This is a genomic window from Caulobacter hibisci, from assembly GCF_016135805.1.
Lineage (GTDB): Bacteria > Pseudomonadota > Alphaproteobacteria > Caulobacterales > Caulobacteraceae > Caulobacter > Caulobacter hibisci.
Genome location: NZ_JADWOX010000010.1, coordinates 55,547 through 71,969, shown reverse-complemented (window position 1 = coordinate 71,969; position 16,423 = coordinate 55,547). Strand labels below are relative to the sequence as shown.

The window sequence follows — 16,423 nt, the reverse complement described above, 5'->3', positions numbered from 1 at the left end:
CGCGCACTTGCGCGGGGACCTTGGCAGAAGCCGCCTCCCCGCTCAATCTGCCCGGATCGTCCCGAGAGCCCCGCCATGGCCGCCGAACCCAAGACCCGCCCCACCGACGCCAGCGTCGACGACTTCCTGGCCGCCGCGCCCGAGAACCGGCGCGCCGACGCGGCCGTCGTCCGCGAGATCCTCAGCGAGATCGCCGGCGCGCCGGCGGTGATGTGGGGTCCCTCGATCGTCGGCTTCGGCTCCTATTCGACGGACGGCGCCAAGCCGATGGACTGGCCCCTGCTCGGCTTCTCGCCACGCAAGGCCGACCTGGTGCTCTACTTCGCCTCGGACTTCCCCGAGCGCGAAACTCTGCTGGCCAGGCTCGGCAAGCACCGCTCCAGCGTGGCCTGCGTCTATCTCAAGCGCCTGAGCGACGTGGACCTGTCCGTGCTGCGCGAGCTCGCCAAAGCGTCGGCCGCCTGGACGCGCAGCGGCCATACCAGCTGCTGAGACCTCAGGCCGGCTTCTTCCTCAGCACCCGCGCCCGGCGCTTCTTCAGCCAGATGACCACGCCGGTGACGCTGAGCGCGGCCACGACCAGGCCGGTCAGCGAGATCAGGATGCGGCCCGGCAGGCCCAGAATCCGGCCCGAGTGCAGCGGGAACTGCGCCTGGACGAAGATGTCGGCCGCCGTGCCCTTCCACGGCAGGCGCTCGCCCAGATAGCGGCCGTCGGCGCCGTCGTAATAGAGGTAGGGCGGGCCCACACCGCCAGCGCCGTGGTCGTCGCCCACCTTGTGGAAGGCCACGCCGTAGACGCCGTAGTGCGGCGAGTAGAAGGCCCCGCCCACCGGGGCGGTGAAGCCGCGCGCGGCCGCGTCGGTCCTGGCCTTGGCGATGATCGCCTCATAGGTCAGCTTGGGCAGGATCGGGTTGTCGTGGCTGGTCGGCACGCGGGTGTCGAACGGCGTCGGCGAGACCTTCGAGATCTTCGACATCACCGGGTAGAACACCTCGCTGTAGAGGTTCAGCGAGAAGGCCGTGAAGGCCACCACGAACAGCACGCCCCACAGCCACAGGCCGAAGGCCCGGTGGATGTCGAAATTGATCCGGTAGGCGCTGGCCTTGGTCTTGATCTGCCAGGCCGGCTTCCAGCGGCTCCAGAAGCTCTTGGCCGGCTTGCGCCCATTGGTCGGGCTGGCCGGCAGGGTCAGGTAGAAGCCGACGAAGCAGTCCAGCGTCCACAGCACCGCGATGCCGCCCAGCAACCAGACACCCCAGCGGTCGATCCCCCAGAACTCGGGAATGTGCAGGGTGTAGTGCAGGATGTAGAGGAACGAGACGAAGGTCTCGGTGGTGATCGGCCAGACCGCGCCCCACTCGCGCCGGCCCTGTTCCTGGCCCGTCGCCGGGTCGATGAACACCTGATTGTAGCCGAGCTCGTAGTGCTTGCCGGTCTTTGGATCCTGGCGGGCGTCGACGCCGATGGCCAGGGTCTCGCCCGGCTCGGCGGTCAGCGGGAAGTAAGAGACGATCACGCGGGGATCGCGGGCCTCGACCTGCTTGACGATGTCGAGGGTCGGCAGGGCCGGACCGTCGGTCCTGGCGTGCATCAGGTGCGGATTGAGGATGTCGTCCAGCTCGTGGTCCCACGAGATCACCGCGCCGGTGACCCCGGAGATGAACAGGAAGCCGGCGATGACCAGCCCCACCCAGCGGTGGACGAAGGTCAGGGTCGGGCGCACGGCCGCGCGTACAGCCTTGGCGGCCTTGACCGCCGAGGCGGAGGGCTTGGCCGGCTCCGGCGCCGGCGGAAGAGCCGGCGCATAGGGGGTTTCTCGATTACGCGCGTCCATCCCGCCTCCTGAGCCTTCTTAATAACGCTTCTTAGAAGCGATAGTCCAGGCGGACCGAGGCGCTGCGCGGGGCGGCGTAATAGGCTTGGTTCCACATCAGGCTGTTGAGGTACTTCTCGTCGCCGACGTTGCGGACGTTGAGCGTGGCGCGGATCTTGTCGGTGACGTCGATCCCGGCCATCAGGTCGACCACCGCATAGGCGTCCTGGGTGACCGAAAAGTCTTCCAGGTGGATCTCGTCCTGCCAGCGCACGGCGGCGCCGAGCTTCAGGTTGCGCAGCGACGGCAGGCTGTAGGTGGTCGAGGCCTTCAGGGTCTTGCGCGGCAGGAACACGCGGGCGTCGGCGCCGCTGTCGCGGTCCTCGATCTCCAGGTCGGTCCAGCCAGCGCCGACGCGCCAGTTGTCGGTGATCCTGCCGCTGACCTCGATCTCGTAGCCCTTCGATTCCGTGTCCTGGGCCGTGTAGTACGAGCCGCCCACCTTGCCGTCGTCGCCGTCCTCGAAGGTCCCGGCATAGGCCGCCAGGCCGTTCTGCACGGCCTTGAACACGGCCGCGGTCACGTACAGCCGGCCGTCTAGCCATTCGCTCTTGACGCCGGCCTCGTAGCTCTTGCCGTGCACGGCGGCCAGCTTCTGGTTACCGAAGTCGACCTCCGACTGCGGATTAAAGATGTCGGTGTAGCTGGCATAGAGCGAGACGTTCTTGTTCAGCTCGTAGACCGCGCCGAGATAAGGGCTGACCTTGCTTTCGTCGCGGACCATGTCGGCGCCGTACGAGAAGCCGTAGGCCTTCAGCTTCAGGGCGTTGAAGCCGGCCACCAGCTTCAGTTGGTCGGTGACGCTGAGGTGGGTGGCGGCGTAGAAGCGGGCCAGCTTGTTGGTCTCGTTGGCCGCCAGATAGGCGCCCGGATAGGTCGGCTGGGCCGGCTGGGTCGAGCCCCAGCTGGTCACCGGCGCATAGACGATCGTGTCCCCCGAGAAGTCCTCGTACTCAAAGCCTTCAGAACGCGAAATCTGACCGCCGACCACCAGCTGGTGCTCGCGGCCGAAGGCGGTGAACGGGCCCGAGGCATAGGTGTCGAGCGTGTAGCTCTCATAGATCGACGGATAGACGCCGCTCGAGCCATAGACGCCCAGGCCGGTGTCCGGATCGACGCCGTCCTCGAGCGTGTAGGCGTAGAGCAGCTTGGCGTGCTCCTCGAAGCGCTTGGCGGTGGCGATCGCCTTCACCCGCCAGCCGTTGTCGAAGCGGTGCTCGAGCTCGGCGAAGCCGGTCTGGTCGCGCACGTCCCAATAGGTCCAGTCGGCCGAGGTCGAGGCCGAGACGTCGTAGTTGATCAGGGTCCCGTCGCCATAGGTCAGCGGCAGGGCGCCCCACAGCACGCCGCTGGCCCGGTTGTCCTGCATCGACCAGCCGAAGGTGGCCGTGGTGTTGTCGGTGACGTCCCAGGCCAGCAAGGCCCCATAGACGTTCCGGTTGACCTTGTAGTGGTCGAGATAGGAGTCGCGGTCCTCGTTGGCGTAGATCAGCCGGCCGCGCAGCGTGCCGCTCTCGTTCAGCGGGCCCGAGACGTCGGCTTCCAGGCGCTTGGAGTCCCACGAGCCGTATTGCAGGGCGGCGCTGGCCTGGAACTCGGCGGTCGGGCGCTTGCGCACGTAGTTGACCGTGGCCGACGGATTGCCGGTGCCGGTCATCATGCTGTTGGCGCCGCGCACGATCTCGACCCGGTCGAACAGCACGGTGTCCAGCTCGCCGAACTGGATGCCCCAGATCAGCGGCAGACCCACGCCGTCGGCCTGGAAGTTGCTGATGTCGAAGCCGCGCGAGTTGTAATAGGTGCGGTCGGTCTCGACCTTCTCGACGTTCACGCCGGTGGCCGAGAGCAGCACCTCGTTGACGTTGGTCAGGGCGAAGTCGCGGATCAGCGACTGGTCGATGATGCTGACCGACTGCGGGGTCTCGCGCAGGCTCATGTCCAGGCCCGTCACCGCCGAGGTGCGGGTCTTGGCGCCGGTCACCACCACGCCTTCCAGGTCGTCGGCGTCGGCCGCCGGTGCATCGACGGCCACCACCTCGGCGGCATGGGCGACGCCCGCCAGGATGGCCGGGCTCAGGGCGGCGGCGAGCAGGAAGGCGCGAAGGGATCGGGACATCGGGGAGCGCTCGTGCAATCAAGAATAAGTCGCAAGAGCGAATAGATCCGAGGTCGAGGCCTGTCAAACCTCAGGATGCAAAGGCTTCGCGTTTGCGTTCAGGATGCGTCCTTTCGGCCACGGCGCGCGGCGGTAGAGCTTGGTTAGCGCTAACAATTGTGGCTGGCGAAACGGCGACGCCTCATGCCACATCGCCGAAAACGACGCTTCGCATTAGGGCCGCCATGCCGATCTCTCCCGCCCCGAGCCGCCGCGCGACCCTGAAGAGCCTCCTGGCCAGCACCGCGATGACAGCGCTGCCTTTCGGCGCCGCGGTCCAGGCGGCGACGCGCCCCCTGCCCTATCGCTGGCGCAACGTCCGGGTGGGCGGCGGCGGCTTCATCCCCGGCGTGGTGTTCAGCCCGGTCGAGAAGGGCCTGGCCTATCTGCGCTCCGACATGGGCGGCGCCTATCGCTGGCAGGCCTCGGAGGGGCGCTGGATCCCGCTGCTCGACGACCAGGCCCAGGGCAGTTGGCAGGGCGTCGAGAGCGTCGCGCCCGATCCGGTCGACGCGAACGTGGTCTATCTGGCCTGCGGCATGGGTCGGCCCGATCCGGCGGCCATCCTGCGGTCCGAGAACCGCGGGACCGACTGGACCGTCATCCCTGTGCCCTTCCGCATGGGCGGCAACGAGGACGGCCGGGGCCTGGGCGAGCGCCTGGCCATCGATCCAAACGACACCAAGACGCTCGTATTCGCCTCGCGCCACGACGGCCTGCAGGTCAGCCGCGATCGGGGCGCGACCTGGTCAAAGTCCGCGAGCTTCCCGCTGCCAGGCCTCGGCCTCAACGCCCGCCCCGCCCCGACGCACGGCGGCCTGTCGTTCGTGATCTTCGATCCCAGCAGCGGAAAGCCGGGCCGGGGCTCGCGGACGCTCTTCGTCGGCGTCGCGGATCCTTCCGAGCATCACCTGTGGCGCAGCGACGACGGCGGGGCCAGCTGGAAACCGATCCCCGCCCCGCACGCCTATCTGGCCTGCAAGGCGGCGCTGGACGGCCAGGGCCGGCTCTACGTCACCTACTCCAGCGGCATCGGCCCGTCGAATGTCGAGGGCGGCGCGGTCTGGCGGCTGGATACGGCGACCAACGCCTGGACCGAGATCACGCCCGCCAAGCCGCAGGCCCAGCGCGGCGGCGGCTTCATGGGCGTGGCGGTCGACCGCTCCGGCGCGGTCGCCGTCACCAGCCTCAACCGCTGGAACCCGCACGACACCCTGTGGCGCTCCACCGACCACGGCGCGACCTGGACCGACCTCTATGCCGACGCTCGCCGCGACGTGACGACCACGCCGTTCCTGCACTGGGGCGAGCCGGAAGCCGACTTCGGCTGGTGGATGGCGGGCCTGGCCATCGACCCGTTCGACCCCGACTTCGCCTGCTACACCACCGGCGCGACGATCTACGCCACGCGGGAGTTCACCAAGGCCGCCGCCGGCCGGCCGACCACCTGGTTCCCATGGATCGAGGGCATCGAACAGACGGCGATCATCACCCTGGCCAGCCTGCCCGAAGGCCCGCCCCTGCTCAGCGGTTTCGGCGACATCTCCGGCTTCGTGCACGACGACCTGTCCGTCTCGCCGACCGACCAGTTCACGACCCCGGTGTTCGGCAACACCAACTTCATCGACTACGCAGGTGTGCAGCCCGCCATAGTCGTTCGCAGCGGCACGCCGCACCAGCGCCACGGCGGCCCGACCCTGGCCTGGTCCGGCGACCATGGCCGCACCTGGGCGCCTATGACGGCGCCGCGCATCCCGAACGCCCCACCCCCGCCCGGCCAGGGCCGGCGCGGCCCCGATCCGCACGACGACGCCGCCATCGTCGTCAACGCCGACGGCTCGGTGTTCATGGTCATGACCGCCCAGGCCCAGATCACCCGCGACCGCGGCGCGTCCTGGCAGGTCAGCCAGGGCCTGCCGGCCTGGCTCCGCCCCGTACCCGACCGCGTCGATCCCCGGCGCTTCACCGCTTTGGACCTGCAAACCGGCAAGCGCTGGATCAGCACCGACGCCGGGGCCTCGTTCGCCGCGGCTCCGGTGAGCGGCCTGCCCGCCGACCTCTCGGCCGACCAGGTGACCTGGCGCGAGATCCCCTGGCCGCTGAAGGCCGTCCCCGGCCAGGCCGGCCATCTGTGGTTCGTCTCGGGCCAGGGCCTGTTCCGCTCCACCGACGGCGGCGCGCGGTTCACCCACATCGACGGTGGGATCCAAGTGGATCAACTCGATCTCGGCGCCCCGCCGCCCGGCCGGCATCATCCCGCCCTCTTCGCCATCGGCCGCAAGGACGGCGTGAAGGCCATCTGGCGCTCGGACGACGAAGGCGCGAGCTGGGTCCGCGTCAACGACCCCCACCACGAATACGGCCGCCGCTTCCGCTGTCTGGCCGCCGACATGCGGGTGTACGGCCGGGTGTATGTCGGCACCGACGGGCGGGGGATTGTGTATGGCGAGCCTAGCTAAGGCGACCCTCTCCCAGAGGGAGAGGGAGGGGCCCGCCGCGTAGCGGTGGGAGGGTGAGGGGTTACACCCTCACCGCATGGCCCACGATCGTGCCGGCACGCCGGCCGGCCTCGTAACCCCTCATCCTCCCACGCCTGCGGCGCGGGCCCCTCCTTCTCCCTCTGGGAGAAGGTACCAGATCAGCGCCCCACCCGCTGCTTGATCCACGCCTCCACCGCCTGCGTATAGGCCCCCGGCGCGCCCAGCGTCCGGTTGATGTCGGCGTGGCTCAAGGCCTGGGGCAGCACCGGCATGGCCTGGCCCGCCTTCTGCACCTGGGCCTGGAAGGCCTTTGGCGTCGTCGCAGGGCTTGTCAGGCCGCTGGCTCGAGCAGACGACGAACATCGGCACGGCCGCCGGCGTCCACTGGTCCATCGGCGAGACCTTGGCCCAGGCGGCCGGATCGGCGCCGAACGCCTCGTCGTAGAAGCGCGGGTGACGCCCGTCCATCACGGTCGAGACCTTCATCGCCGCCGAGTCCAGCACCACCGTCCCGGCCCACGGCTTGCCCACCATGTCGGGCTTGGACGACAGCAGGGCGACCAGGTGCGCGCCCGCCGAGTGGCCCATCAATACGATCCGGCGGTCGCTGGCGCCCCACGCGGCCGCATGGGCCTGAACCCAGCGCACGGCCTGCGCCACGTCTCCCGCCTGCGCATCCGCCATCGCCTCGGGGAGCATCCGGTAGTTGACGCTGACGAACACGTAGCCCTTGGGCAGCCAGTATTTCAGCTTGTTCTCGATCAAGCCGACATTGGCCTTGTCGCCGACCTTCCAGGCGCCGCCATGGACCATGATGATCACCGGCGCGTCCTGAGCGCCGGGCGGGATGTAGACGTCGAGATCCTGGCCCTTGGCCGCGCCGTACGACTGGGTCAGCTTGCGGGCGCCGGGCGCGATGGCCTGCAGGTCGACCGGACGCTCCTCCTCGACGCGCTTCTGCTCCATCCGCTCGGCCATGCGCTCGCGCAGGCGGTTGCGAAGGGGCTGGGCCTGCGCGGCCAGGGCGCTGGCGACGAGACCCCCGACGAGGGCGAGCGTCAGGATCTTGCGGTTCATGGCGACCTCCAGGCGACTGGAGACCGAGCCTGCCATCGAAGGCAGATGCCGCGAAAGAGGCCTCTAGGCCGCCTGGCCGAAACCGTGCACGGCGTCGCGCAGGTGACCGAAATTGATCGGCTTGGCCAGCACGGTGACGTCTTCGAAGCCCTTGCGCGGCAGGGCGCCGTAGCCGGTGGCGAAGACGAAGGGCACGCCCTTGGCCCGCAGCGCCTCGGCCACGGGAAACACCATCTCGCCGCCGATGTTGATGTCGAGCACCGCGCCGTCGAGGCTGGGCTTGCCGTCGTCGAGATAGGCCAGGGCCTCGCCCACCGCCCCGAACGAGCCGGAGACCTCGCAGCCGAGATCGGTCAGCAGGTCCTCGACCATCATGGCCACCAGCGCCTCATCCTCGACGATCATGATCCGACGACCGTTCATGCGGCCGCCAGCCGTTGCGACAGCGGGGCGCGGAAGGTGAAGACCAGGCCCTCGGGCGCGAAGTCGAGGCTGGCCGCCCCGCCCAGATCGCGCGACAGGCCGCGCCGGATCAGGCGCGAACCGAAGCCCTCGCCGCCAGGCTCGGGCGGACTGACCGGCGGACCGCCGCGCTCGCGCCATTCCAGGGCGAAGGCCGGGTTTAGCCCGCCCTCCTGCTCCACGCTCCAGGTGACGAACACCTTGCCCTGCGGCGTCGACAGGGCGCCGTACTTGGCGGCGTTGACGATCAGCTCGTGCAGGGTCATGTGCACCGCCACCGCCGCTTCCGGGGTGATCTCGATCGGCGGCCCCTCGACCACGAAGCGGCCGTCCTCCAGCCCGCCGAACGGGCGCATGGCGGCGGCCAGGATCTCGCGCAGCTGGGCCTTGCCCCAGGCCTGCTTGGTCAACAGCTCGTGGGCCTGCGACAGGGCCAGCAGGCGGGATTCGAACGACTCGTTGAAGGCCTTGGGCGAGGTCGCCGTGCGCAGGGTCTGGCTGGCGATCGACTGCACCGAGGCCAGGGTGTTCTTCACCCGGTGGTCCAGCTCGCGCATCAGGAAGGTGCGGCGCTCCAGCTCCTTGTTCAGCGAGGCGTGCAGCCGGCCGCTTTCCAGGGCCGCGGCCGTGGCCCTGGCCATGACCTGCAGCTTGGCGACGATCTCCGGGGCCGGCGTATGTTCCTTGGCCCAGTAGGCGCCCAGGGCCGCGATCGGGTCGCGGGTGCGCACCGGCGTCATCACCAGGCTCTTGACGAAGGTCGGCCGGTACGCGTCGTGCGGGATGCGGTCGTCCTGATAGATGTCGGGGATCACCACCGTCTGGCGGTTCAGCATCGCCCAGCCCGAGATGCAGGCGGTCAGCGGGAAGCGCTTGCCCTTCCACAGCGGGCCGATGGCGTCCTCGTCCAGGTACCAGCAGCACTCGTTGTCGCGCAGGACGAAGGCCACGCCGTCGGCGCCGGAGATGCGGCGCGCGGACGAGCGGACCACGGCGGCCACCTCATCGATGGTGCGCGTGGCCGAAAGTTCCTCGATCGTCTCGACAAGCGTCAGCAGCGCGGAATCGTCTTCGCCGCTCGACACGTCGTGTTCGGCCATGTCCAACATACGAATTGACGCTCGCGGGTCCACTAGACCGAAAGCCTAGCACGCGTCGGGGGGACAACAACAAGAGGCGTGGCGCCGCACACGACTACTCCCGGTTGCCGGGAAGGTTAATGAATTCCTTTCGTTGGCCGACAGTCCAGGCACATCAAGGCTTTGCAGCTCCACAGTAGGTGCCGCCAAACGCCCGCAACGCCAACCCTTGCGACAATCCGCCGCGCCGCCCGCCAACCTAGGCTTCGCACCCGCCGCAACATGCGCTATGCACCCCGGTCCGCGCCATGCCGCACGGTCCAGTAGCTCAGCCGGATAGAGCAGCGCTTTCCTAAAGCGAAGGTCGGGGGTTCGAGTCCCTCCTGGACCGCCAGCGGTAAAGAAACGCCACAGCCAGGGTCACGCCGGAAATACGCGCGCCGGTGAGGTCTCGCGCCTGGCCGTCGAGCCAGCGATAGGTGGACGACGGCTTGGCCGGCGTGGCCGACACGGTAAGGGGCGCAGCCAGAGCATTGGCGGCATGGACGCATGCGAGCGCAAGCGCCCACAGAATGGGGTGACGCCTCATGGGCTTCCTTTCGGGATGTCAGGGAGCGCGGCGGGAACAAGCTCCGCCGCTCAGCATTGTAGAGCGCGCGTCCGCGACCAGAGAGATTCCCTCTGATGCAGACACACGCTAAGCGCTAGCGTGGGGGCGTTGCGCAGCCGTATCCCCCGGATCGTCTGCGCATGTCCGGCCGAGCATCAGAACCCCATCTCTTGCTCGGCCGGAGCCTCGTTCCTTCGTGCAGCACCGCTGGAACCGGCTGCACGAAGGAACGGGAGCGCCTAGACACTAGTCAAGCTAAGGTGGCGGCTGTAGCTTGACCGTATGTACGACGCCGCAATCTAACTTCTGCTGCTAATCGCCTCGGTCGCCGCCGCGTTTGAAACGGGCGTGTGGGCAGCGCGCCAACTGCGCGAGCAGCCTGAGACCGATCAGGAGTGGTGGGATCGCCAGATCTGAGGATCAGCGTCCTGACGCGCCGAGGGTCGCGATCCGCTTAGTGATGGGCCCACAGGCCGTCGCGAGCCCGGCCTTCCAGACCGCTTTACCCGCGCCGTTCGGATGGATGCCGTCAGCTGTCAGCCCGTTGGCAGACGTTGGCGGCTCGATGAAGGCCACGCCCCGCTCCGCCGCCAGCTTTCTCAGCTCAGCATTGTAGCGCGCCAGCATCGCAGAGCGATCCTTCTCCGCGCCCAGCCGTGACGCCTCGAACGGCCATATGCCAACGATCGCGACCGGTCGGGGGGCGGCGTCGAATATCGCGCGGTAGTCGGCGATGAACTCGGCCGGTGTGGCCTTGGTGTTCGTCCCAAGCGCGATGATCGAATGCGCTGGTCGGCTGAGCCCAAAGACCGGCCCAGCCATCCGGCGCCAAGTGTAGGCGTCAGAGCCCTGCACGCCGGCGTTCAGGGTGCGCGGCCCACAGATTGGGTCTAGATCACCACCCATCTGAGTAATGCTGTCGCCCAGCACCACGGTTTCAGCGGGCCGGGTCGCCTCTGCAAGCACGGCAAGCGCCCGAAGAGAGCGAGCGGGCTTCGTCGACATGGGCGCCGCGACATAGACCGCCCAGGCGAGCAGGCCGGCCACCATCACGCCAATCAATAGGACGCCGAACCGGATACTACGCCCGAGCATCATCCACCCTCAAAGCAAAGCTTGGCTAGCTTTGCTATAGGAGCTGTGCGGAAACTTCTAGGCCCACCCCCGAACGACAGCCGAGGCCTGGCCACCGATCAGCTGGCCAGGCCCGCCGCGGCCATGTAGGTCGCGACCGCTTGCTGGAAGACCACTGCCTGCGCGTCGGTGAAGCCGGCATGGAACGCCAGGAAATTGTGCGTCCGTTCCGGCGTGTAGTTGGTCCCACCGTTGCGGCCGCCCAGATAGACGTCGGCGTTCGGGAGGGCCGTCGAGCTTTGGGTGGCCACCTATCGCCTGCTGGTCGAGGCCGCCGGTTCCGAGAGCGACCGCAGCATCATCTTGCATCAAGCGGCCACCGCGATCTTCCAAAGCCAGGACACCGCCTTCGTGAAGGCCGCCCCGCAGGAAGGGGCGTCGACGGTCGTCAACGCTGCTATTGCAGGGCTTGAGAAGAAGGTGGGCGGCTGATCAGCTCGCCTTCCATCTCGTGGCCAAAATCTTGCCGCCAAGGCTGGCCAACGCCAGCGTCGCGCCCAAGCCGCCGGGTAAGAGCTAGCCGGCGCTGCTCAGGCCGAGCCGGCCTTCTGCTGCGCAGCGGCCGCCAGCCGTTCCAGGACGCTGGCGTGGCTGGGCATGCGGTCGGCGGCCTGGCGGCAGGCGATGCGCATGTGCTGGAGGTACTCGGCCAGTTGACGGTCGTCCATGCGGTCGGCCAGGGGATCGTAGCCCTCCGGCTCGCCGTGCTGGCCCATCATCACCGCCAGCCAGTTGGGCTCCACGAAGATCGACTGGTGGGGGAAGATCACCTGGCCGCGCGTGCGGTAGAGGTCGATCTTCTCGCGCAGGCTTTCAGGAATGGCCAGGGCGCGCATGCGGTCCCACAGCGGCTCTCCGACCCGGCGGTTGGCGTGGTAGTGGTAGATCAGGAAATCCCGGATCTGCTCCATCTCGTCGGCCATGATCCGGTTGTAGAAATCGGTCGCCACCGGGTCGTCCTTGGCGCGCGGGAAGCTGGCGGCCAGCTTCATCAGCCCGAATTGAACCAGGTGGATCGAGGTCGATTCCAATGGCTCCAGGAAGCCGCTGGCCAGGCCCAGCGAGACGCAGTTCTTGTGCCGCGACCGCGTGCGCCGGCCGGTGGTGAAGCGCAGGAAGCGCGGATCGGCGAGGATCTCGTTGCCTGGATGCTCGGCCGCCAAGGCCGCCAGCAGCGACCCGGCCGCCTCGTCGTCGCTGATCTGGTCGGCGACATAGACATAGCCGTTGCCGGTGCGGTGCTGCAGCGGGATGCGCCAGCGCCAGCCGGCCCGCTCGGCCGTGGCGCGGGTGTAGGGCACGGGATCCTCGTAGCGGGCCGAAGGCACGGCGACCGCGCGGTTGGCCGGCAGGTATTCGGACCAGTCCTCGTAGCCCATGCCCAGGGCCTGGCCGATCAGCAGTCCCCGGAACCCCGAGCAGTCGATGAAGAAGTCGCCCGCCAGGGTCTCGCCGTCGTCGAGCGCCAGGGAGGCGATCGTGCCGTCGACGGGGTCGAGATTGACGCCGCGGATGGTGCGCTCCACCCGGCGCACGCCCCTGCCCTCGGACACGCGGCGCAGCAGCTGGGCGTAGAGCGAGGCGTCGAAATGGTAGGCATGGACCATGCCCGAGCGCGGATCGTGGGGGTCGTCCACGTGCCAGTCGAACCGGCCGCCCTGGGCCGCCAGGCTGTTGAGCGAAAACTCCGCCAGCTCCGCCTTGTAGCCGCGCCGCCGGGCCCGCAGCCAGTAGGCGTGGAACGAGACGCCCTCCATCGGCGCGCCGAAGGCGCCGAACGGATGAAGGTAGCGCGCCCCCGGATCGCTCCAGCCGACGAACTCGATGCCAAGCTTGAAGCTGCCCTGGCTGGCCGACATCATCGTCGGCTCATCGACGCCGACGAACTGGTTGAAGAACAGGATCGACGGAACGGTCGCCTCGCCGACGCCGACCGTGCCGATCTCGGCGGACTCCACCACCGTGATGCGCATCTGCCGCTGGGGGAACATGCGCGAGAGGAACGCCGCCGACATCCAGCCGGCGGTGCCGCCGCCGACGATCACGACATGCGAGATCTTACCTGGGTCTTCCATGCCGCCGTCCCCGATGGCTTGTCGCGTGTGACGCGTCGCGTGGATCTATCGAAAAAGCCCCGCCGGCGGCGCGCCGACGGGGCTTTCGAAGCTCAGGATGGACCGGGCCTCGGCCCGGCGCCAGCCCGTCCTAGAACGTGCCGCGCAGGATGAACGAGACGCGGCGGTCGCTGACGGTCCAGCTGTGGGTGCGGACCAGGGCTTCGGAGAAGTTGCCCTGCGTGCCCAGGTACCAGGAGTCCCGCTGGTCCATGGTCAGCTCGTAACGGCTGTTGAGCAGGTTCACCGCCTGCACGCCGACCTTCAGGCGCGGATTGATCGAGTAGATGATCGATCCGTCCAGCTGGCCGAAGTCTTCGGCATAGACGGGCACCATCAGGTTCGAGGCCGAGGCGCTCATCAGGTAGCGCGAGCGCCAGTTGTAGGCCAGGCGGGCGTCGAAGCCGTACTTACTGTAGAGCAGGGTCGCATTGTAGGTGTAGCGCGACAGCTGCTCGAGCGGCAGGTTGAGCTTCGAGGCGTTGATCTGCGAGGCGTCGGTGGTGCTGCTCGAGGCGTTCTGCGCGCCGCGGCTTTCCAGCATCGTCGTGTTGAATTCCGCGCCGATCCCGGCCAGCGGCCCCGGCAGGAAGTCGAAGAACTGCTGGTACTGGAACTCCATGCCGTAGATCTTGCCGTGGCCCATGTTCAGCGGAACCGTGCCGATGGCCGTCACGGACTCGCCGCTGCTCTTGGTGATCGTGGCCTGGGTAGCGACCGACTGGATATAGTCGTAGACGTCCTTGTGGAAGATCCCCGTGGCCAGCATGCCGCCGTGGAAATACCACTCGGCCGACAGGTCGAACGAGTTCGAGCGCATCGGCTTCAGGTTCGGGTTGCCCGAGCTGAAGCCGAAGGCGACGTCGGTGTGGTACTGGATCGCCTGGCCGTTGGCCACCGCGGTGTCGAGCTGGGCCTGGGTATAGGCCAAGCCGGTCTGCTGGTTGATCAGGTTGTCGCTGAGCACCGCGTTGCGCGACTGCAGCGTCCCCGACAGCGTGACGCTGGGGTCCATCTGGTAGAAGTCGGGACGGACGATGTTCTTCGAGGCCGCGAAGCGGATGAAGATGTTGTCCCGGGCCTTCAGGCGCAGGTTCAGGCTGGGCAGGACGTTGGTGTAGCTGGTGCTGCCGACCGAGGTGAACGACTCGCCGTCGGCGAACTTGATCTTGGCGGCGGCCGTCGCAGAGCCGAACAGGGCCTGGCCCTGGTCGATCTCGGTCACCGTGCCGTAGCCGCGGCTGTCGGTCGAGGTGTGGACGACGCGCAGGCCGAAGTTACCGTCGAAGCTCATGGCCTCGCCGTTCCACTGCAGCGGCAGCTCGTCCTTGCCGAAGCGGACCTTGGCGTAGAGCGAGGTGGTGTCTTCCTGCTGGTTGTTGACCCCCTTGCCGTTGGCGAAGGTGGTGTCGGAGTCGCCCAGCGGGGTCCAGTAGTTGATGCCGCTGCCCGGGGCCGCCCACAGCGGGTTGTAGCTCCACAGCGAGCCCTGGACATAGGGGCTCTTCTGGCCGGCCAGCTCGCCCCACGGGATGGTGGCGCTGCCGGTCTGCGGATAGTAGCCGTACTCGCCGTCCGTATAGGCCGGGCCGCCGCCGGGGATTTGGCCGTTCCAGACCACCTTGTTGAGGTAGTCCGAGAGCGTCGTCGCGCTCTTGGCCAGGTCGAACGACGGCATGATCAGCGAGGGCACCGACACGTCGCCCTTGAAGAAATTGCTGAACGCGACGGTGTCCTGGTACTGGGTGTACTTGTCGGCCGTGGCGGTGACGCGCGTGGCCCACGGGGCCGAGATCACCGCCCAGTTATAGCCGCCGTCGCGCGAGATCGCCTCGCGCTGGGTCGCCCGCACCCCGACCTTGACGTCCTTCAGGAAGGCGTCGTCGTCGAACGAATAGGTGACGTCGAACTTGGCCGCCTTCTCGTTGGCGTCGTTGTCGTCGATGTGGTCCATCGCCGCGTACAGGTTGAACGACGACGGCGAGGACGTGACGTTGTTCATGGTGATCTTGGGCAGGTCGCCGCTCAGATCCAGACCGAAACCGCCTTGCAGGGTGACGGTGTTGTAGACCGTCAGGTCGGTGCTCTCGCGGTGCGACTTGACGTACTGCAGGTCGCCGTTCACGGCCCAGCGGTCGTTCTGCCACTTGAAGCCGGCCGAGATGTCGTTGGTGTTGTCCTTCACCACGCCGTATCGGGTGCCCACGTTCAGCAGGAACGAGTTGGCGACCCCGTTGCCGCCGCCGCCGCCGTCGACCAGCGTGCCGCTGACGAAGTTGCCGTCCTCGTCGAACACGAACGCGGTGCCCGCCGCCGGCTGGACCACGAACGACTGGTTGTTGGTCGCCGAGCAGCACGCCGAGGTCTGGGCGAAGCTGTCCATGAAGGTCTGCTTGGCTTCGGTGCGGAACAGCGTGGTGTAGAGCTCGAGGTTGTCGGTCGGGCGCCACTGGAAGGCCCCGTAGTAGCCCTTGCGGTTCCGGTCCTGGTCGTTGTTGCGGTACTGGATGCCGACCGGCACGAACACCTGGTCCTGGGTCTGGCCCGCGATGGCGTTGTTGCCGCTGTAGTTCAGCGTCGCGCCGCCGTCGTAGGACGACTGGGTGTTGGTGCTGTGGACGTTGTAGGGGTCGACAGCGATGGTGTTGACGGCCGTCTTCAGCGTCGAGTTGGAGTAGCTCAGCAACGCGCCGAACTCGCCCCAGTTGGTCTGATAGCGGTCGCTCATCAGGATGCTGCCCGAGGGCGAGCCTTCCTTGCGCAGGTCGCCGCGGGTGTAGTCGGCCGAGAAGGCGAACTGGCGGTCCTTCTGGTCGAAGGGCATGCGGGTGCGCAGGTTGACCGTGCCGCCCAGGCCGCCTTCGACGATGTCGGCCGACGGGTTCTTGTAGACGTCGACGCCGGCGAACAGCTCGGGCGTCACGTCTTCCCACGAGATGGCGCGGCCGCCGCGGGCCGAGAACATGTCGCGGCCGTTGAGCTCCGAACGAACCCAGGTCAGGCCGCGGATCTGGATGCCCGAGCCTTCGGCGTTCAGGCGATCGACGTCGCGGGGCTGGGTGGTCCGGCCGATGGTCACGCCCGGAACGCGCTGCAGCGCCTCGGTGACCGAACGGTCGGGCAGGCCGCCGATGTCCACGGCGGTGATCGAATCGACGATCTGGTCGGAATTCTTCTTGAGGTCCTGCGCCGACTGGATCGCCTTGCGCTGGCCGACCACGACGACCTCGGAAACGGTCTCGGTGGTGGTTCCGTCGGCCGTCTGGGCCTGCGCCGCGACACTCCAGGCGCCGGCCACGCAAGCCATGGCGGCCGAGACGAACAGGACGCGTTTCTTGTCGATGAGCTTCATGCTTCCTCCCCTAAGAATTCAGCGCCCACCGCGAATGGCCGGCGCTTCGACGCTCGCCTCGCCCGACTTGGTTGCCGGATCTGG

At 68.0% G+C, this 16,423-nt stretch carries 12 protein-coding genes and 1 tRNA gene; 4 read left to right on the top strand and 9 right to left on the bottom strand.

What is annotated here, in order from left to right:
- The first annotated feature begins 75 nt into the window (after positions 1-75).
- Positions 76-492 (top strand): DUF1801 domain-containing protein, encoded by a 417-nt coding sequence (locus tag I4Q42_RS15055; protein ID WP_198576904.1) that lies wholly within the window; start codon positions 76-78, stop codon positions 490-492.
- A gap of 4 nt (positions 493-496) precedes the next feature.
- Here I4Q42_RS15055 and I4Q42_RS15050 read toward each other — a convergent pair whose 3' ends face one another.
- Together I4Q42_RS15050 and I4Q42_RS15045 are read right to left on the bottom strand one after the other, a co-directional pair.
- Positions 497-1,837: a PepSY-associated TM helix domain-containing protein gene (locus I4Q42_RS15050; protein ID WP_198576903.1), complete on the bottom strand. Its 1,341-nt coding sequence runs from the start codon at positions 1,835-1,837 to the stop codon at positions 497-499.
- A 31-nt stretch (positions 1,838-1,868) separates the two neighbouring features.
- The gene (locus I4Q42_RS15045; protein WP_198576902.1) at positions 1,869-3,992 is read right to left on the bottom strand and encodes a TonB-dependent siderophore receptor; all 2,124 of its coding nucleotides are present in this window, start codon (positions 3,990-3,992) and stop codon (positions 1,869-1,871) included.
- Positions 3,993-4,216: 224 nt separating this feature from the next.
- On the opposite strand from I4Q42_RS15045, the gene I4Q42_RS15040 reads away from it, so the two are divergent.
- Positions 4,217-6,490: a WD40/YVTN/BNR-like repeat-containing protein gene (locus I4Q42_RS15040; protein WP_198576901.1), complete on the top strand. Its 2,274-nt coding sequence runs from the start codon at positions 4,217-4,219 to the stop codon at positions 6,488-6,490.
- 120 nt (positions 6,491-6,610) lie between these two features.
- Here the strand turns inward: I4Q42_RS15040 and I4Q42_RS15035 are convergent, their stop codons facing one another.
- The 3 genes from I4Q42_RS15035 to I4Q42_RS15025 form a co-directional block, all read right to left on the bottom strand.
- Positions 6,611-7,588 carry an alpha/beta hydrolase gene (locus I4Q42_RS15035; protein WP_232793164.1) on the bottom strand — a complete coding sequence of 326 codons (978 nt, stop codon included), beginning with the start codon at positions 7,586-7,588 and terminating at the stop codon, positions 6,611-6,613.
- A gap of 63 nt (positions 7,589-7,651) precedes the next feature.
- Positions 7,652-8,011 (bottom strand): response regulator, encoded by a 360-nt coding sequence (locus tag I4Q42_RS15030; protein WP_198576900.1) that lies wholly within the window; start codon positions 8,009-8,011, stop codon positions 7,652-7,654.
- A complete protein-coding gene (locus I4Q42_RS15025; protein ID WP_232793163.1) occupies positions 8,008-9,150 on the bottom strand; it encodes a sensor histidine kinase in 1,143 nt (380 codons plus the stop codon). The genes I4Q42_RS15030 and I4Q42_RS15025 overlap by 4 nt, the downstream gene beginning before the upstream one ends.
- Positions 9,151-9,446: 296 nt before the next feature.
- Here I4Q42_RS15025 and I4Q42_RS15020 point away from each other — a divergent pair.
- A tRNA-Arg gene (locus tag I4Q42_RS15020) sits at positions 9,447-9,523 on the top strand.
- 636 nt (positions 9,524-10,159) lie between these two features.
- Here I4Q42_RS15020 and I4Q42_RS15015 read toward each other — a convergent pair.
- Complete coding sequence (locus I4Q42_RS15015; RefSeq protein WP_198576898.1) at positions 10,160-10,837, bottom strand: SGNH/GDSL hydrolase family protein; 678 nt, start codon at positions 10,835-10,837, stop codon at positions 10,160-10,162.
- A 95-nt stretch (positions 10,838-10,932) separates the two neighbouring features.
- Entirely contained in the window at positions 10,933-11,124 is a 192-nt protein-coding gene (locus I4Q42_RS15010; protein ID WP_198576897.1) for a hypothetical protein, read from the bottom strand.
- On the opposite strand from I4Q42_RS15010, the gene I4Q42_RS15005 reads away from it, so the two are divergent.
- Positions 11,117-11,305 (top strand): hypothetical protein, encoded by a 189-nt coding sequence (locus tag I4Q42_RS15005; protein ID WP_198576896.1) that lies wholly within the window; start codon positions 11,117-11,119, stop codon positions 11,303-11,305. The genes I4Q42_RS15010 and I4Q42_RS15005 overlap by 8 nt on opposite strands.
- A gap of 98 nt (positions 11,306-11,403) precedes the next feature.
- Here I4Q42_RS15005 and I4Q42_RS15000 read toward each other — a convergent pair whose 3' ends face one another.
- Together I4Q42_RS15000 and I4Q42_RS14995 are read right to left on the bottom strand one after the other, a co-directional pair.
- On the bottom strand, positions 11,404-12,948 hold the full coding sequence (locus I4Q42_RS15000; protein ID WP_198576895.1) for a tryptophan halogenase family protein: 1,545 nt from the start codon (positions 12,946-12,948) through the stop codon (positions 11,404-11,406).
- A gap of 130 nt (positions 12,949-13,078) precedes the next feature.
- On the bottom strand, positions 13,079-16,339 hold the full coding sequence (locus tag I4Q42_RS14995; protein WP_198576894.1) for a TonB-dependent receptor: 3,261 nt from the start codon (positions 16,337-16,339) through the stop codon (positions 13,079-13,081).
- Positions 16,340-16,423 lie beyond the last annotated feature (84 nt).